Origin of the sequence: Staphylococcus sp. HMSC061G12 (genome assembly GCF_001838465.1) — a bacterium.
GTDB lineage: Bacteria > Bacillota > Bacilli > Staphylococcales > Staphylococcaceae > Staphylococcus > Staphylococcus simulans.
This window is the reverse complement of sequence record NZ_KV837040.1, coordinates 1-3658: the sequence shown is the minus strand read 5'-3', so window position 1 is coordinate 3658 and position 3658 is coordinate 1. Positions and strand designations below refer to the sequence as shown.

At 30.4% G+C, this 3658-nt stretch carries 3 protein-coding genes; 2 read left to right on the top strand and 1 reads right to left on the bottom strand.

Annotation, left to right across the window (positions count from 1 at the left end; translation table 11 throughout):
- Positions 1-1317, bottom strand: a 1317-nt coding sequence (locus HMPREF2937_RS03685) for a PTS transporter subunit IIC (RefSeq protein WP_070864056.1), incomplete at its 3' end; no start/stop codon positions are given.
- Between the two features lie 137 nt (positions 1318-1454).
- On the opposite strand from HMPREF2937_RS03685, the gene HMPREF2937_RS03680 reads away from it, so the two are divergent.
- The gene (locus tag HMPREF2937_RS03680) at positions 1455-2432 is read left to right on the top strand and encodes a LacI family DNA-binding transcriptional regulator (RefSeq protein ID WP_002497490.1); all 978 of its coding nucleotides are present in this window, start codon (positions 1455-1457) and stop codon (positions 2430-2432) included.
- 21 nt (positions 2433-2453) lie between these two features.
- A complete protein-coding gene (rbsK, locus tag HMPREF2937_RS03675; RefSeq protein ID WP_050963114.1) occupies positions 2454-3377 on the top strand; it encodes a ribokinase in 924 nt (307 codons plus the stop codon).
- Positions 3378-3658 lie beyond the last annotated feature (281 nt).

The following is a 3658-nucleotide window of genomic DNA, read 5'->3' as shown; positions in this document are numbered from 1 at the left end:
TACAATTACAGCTATAACAGCTGGAATAACTAGTTGAATATCAAATGTATTCCACGCATTTCCAACTAGCATTCCTAACATTTTTTCTATTGGATCAGAGTCTACAGAAGAAAACATTTGACCATCTGATAATCCAGAAGGGAATTCTCCAATTTTTTTAGAAGTATTAGTAAGAAAACTAGAAATCATTGTAGCTGCCCACAAAAATAATGGTAATAGAATAGTTCCAATAATGGTCATCCTAATGACTTTACCTTTAGTTATTAATAATAAAGCTGGTACTAAAACTGTTAATAAAATACCACCTAACGGTAAAACGTTATTTCCAGGTAAAAACATGGCAATAAATAATAATATAGGTGCTAATATGTTCACAACTGCCCACAGTTCAGCACTTGAAGCAAGGATCGGCCAATCAATACCGATGAACAACTTACGTCCTCTTAATTTTGAACTCATAATAGAACTGATTCTGTTTGATAGTGGCTCAATAGCTGGCCCAAACCATCCGCCAATATAAGCGAATAGCTCTAGAACAACCCCTGTGGTGAAACCTAGAGTGAGAACATCTTTTAAAGATTGTTGTCCTAAAACACCAATGAATGCTCCCAAGTAAACGCCTATAGCGAATTTACTTCCCCAAAATCCAATTTTCTTATTTAAAGTTTCAGCATTAAAATCAAATTTATCAATAAAAGGTAAAAACTTAGTGATAAATATATCTATGACAAAAACAAAAGGTGCAATTAAAAGACTGGGATGTGCTGTAGTTGTAACATTATTCTCGTCATAGTTTAAAACCTTATTAATCGAAGGTTTAAGAACGTCTGAATTCTTTAACATTAAAGTGTAAATCATAATGACAAATAGCGATGTAATTATCATGTTATGAGCATAGTACTCAACTAATAATCCAATAATAGATATATTCCAAATATTGAATAAATCAACATTTAAAGTTTTAGTTTTGTTTGTAAATAGCAATAATAAATTAACTATTGTACAGATGAAAGCAAAATATAAAGTATAAATAGAACCCCATGTGATAACAGCCATCGGCGCCCAACCTAAATCTGTTATATGTAAATCAACGCCTGTTGATTTAACGAAATCTTGTAAGGCGGGTCCTAATGCTTCAGTCAAAAGAGATATTGCAGCCGTCATACCGGTTAGTGCAATAGCCATCCGTATGCCACTTTCTAAAGATTTAGAAAATTTAACTCCAAATCCTAATGAAAGTAAAGTTATAATAACAAACATTATAGCGGGACCGCCTAAACTGATAAACCATTGAAATAAGATATTTATTTGTGACAATATTTTACCCTCCTTGTAATCGGTTACAAAAGAGGTATAGGTTTATAATAAAACAGAAATGCTTTATTTTCAATGCTATTTGACAAAAAAATTAGAGAGCATTATAATTAATGTAATCGGTTACAAGAGGTGTATTTATGGCTACAATTAAAGATGTTGCAAAAATGGCTAATGTTTCCACGGCTACTGTTTCTAGAATTATAAACAATAAACCGGGCGCAAATATTGAAACTGAAAAAAGAGTGAGAGATGCTATAAATTTGTTGAATTATGAACCAAATAACATTGCGAGGTCTTTATCGAATAAAACTTCAAATTTAATCGCTTTAATCATCCCTAACTTAAACAACCCATATTTTTCAGATTTAGTAAATATTATTGAAACAGCAGCTAACAAACATGGTTACAAATTATATCTATGTAACAGTAATGATAATGAAGATAATATAGCGTATTTTCTGAAAAGCATTATAGATAATTATATACAAACAGTTATTATCAATTCTTTAGCAATAACAGAAAAAGATATAAAGTATTTAGAAAAACATGATATAAATGTTATCACGATTGATAGAACGAATGTAGATAACCAACCTAATACAATTTCAGTTGATCATTTTAGAGGAAGCTACATTGCTACAGAACATTTAATCAAAAACTGTGAATGTGAAAATATATTATTTATGTCGGGTGAAATAACAGAAAAATCTTCTGCTAGTCGTTTTAAGGGATATCAAAGTGCTATGCAAGAATATTTGTTAAGTCACCAAGTCCAATTGTTAGAAGGGAATTTCACTTATAAATCAGGATTTGATTTGGCTTATAACACTTTAAACCAAAAAAATGATGTTCATGGGATTGTATGTGCTAATGACGCTATGGCAATAGGGGCAATTAGTGCTTGTCACAAACTAGGTATTGAGATACCTAATCAAATTCAAATTATTGGATATGATAATTGTGATTTATCTCAATATTCTACTCCTAGCTTGACTACAATTAATCAATTAGATAGCAAAATTGGAGAAATAATAATGAATTCAATTAAAGAAAATAAAACAATACAATTTGAATATACTCCTGAAATTGTTATTAGAGATTCTACAAAAGCATAAATAAAAATAGGGGGAGAAATAATGACTGAAGAAATTATAATAATGGGAAGTATTAACCAAGATGTATTTATTACTACAAATGAATTCCCTAACTATGGAGATACTGTATGGGTGAATTCAATTAGTAACCAACCAGGGGGAAAAGGAGCAAACCAGGCTATTGCTCTATCTAGGATTGGGAGTAAGGTGAAATTCATAGGGGCAATCGGAAACGATGATCATGGTAAAAACATGTTGAATAATTTGAAAAATAATAACATTGATATATCTAACATTCAAATTATAGAAGGTACAAATACAGGAACTTTTATCGTTGTTCTTGATGAAAATGGGCAGAATACTATGCTAGGAACACTAGGAGCAAACAGTAAAATGGGACTAAATAACATAACAAAAGTTTTTAGTTCAACAACGTCAAAATACTTTTTATTGCAACTTGAAACTAGTAAAGAGTCTATACTACATGCTTTAAAATTAGCGAAAAAGAAAGGCATTACTGTCGTTTTAGATCCTGCTCCTGCAGATGGTTATGACGAATACTATTTAAGTTATGCTGATATAATTACTCCTAACCAACAAGAGGCAGAGAAAATATCAGGCATTAAAATTGAAGATGAGCAATCAGCTTTAACCGCAGCTCAAATTATTAGCGAAAAAGGCGTTAAGACAGTTATTGTTAAATTAGGTGAACAAGGGTCACTAATTTATGATAATGGTAATACTAACTTTGTCCCTGCTTATAAAGTCAAAGCAATTAACACCGTTGGAGCTGGAGACGTTTTTGCAGCAGCTTTAACTTCTCATTTAAATAAAAGTAATTCATTAGTAGACTCTGTTAAGTTTGCAACAGCTGCTTCAGCAATAAAGGTTAGTGAAAAAGAAACACAAAAAGCAATACCTACTGAAGAAGAAATTAATTATTTTATAGAACAGCATAATCACTAATTTATAATCTCGATTATTTAGATATATTTTAAATCTAAACTTAATGTATCATAAAAAAATAAATTATTTAAATACATGTTGAGATACATAAATATAAATTAAACGAAGTGCTGTATTTTATAAGTACACCCTAATCATACAAACAGTGTTGTTGATTTTATAGCAACTGTTACTTTACTTGATATATGAGAATGATTTTACCTAGTAAATGAGAAAAGCAATGTCCTATATTAAAGTACATTGCTTTCAGACCGTAGACAAACTACCGTTATAACTTGAAA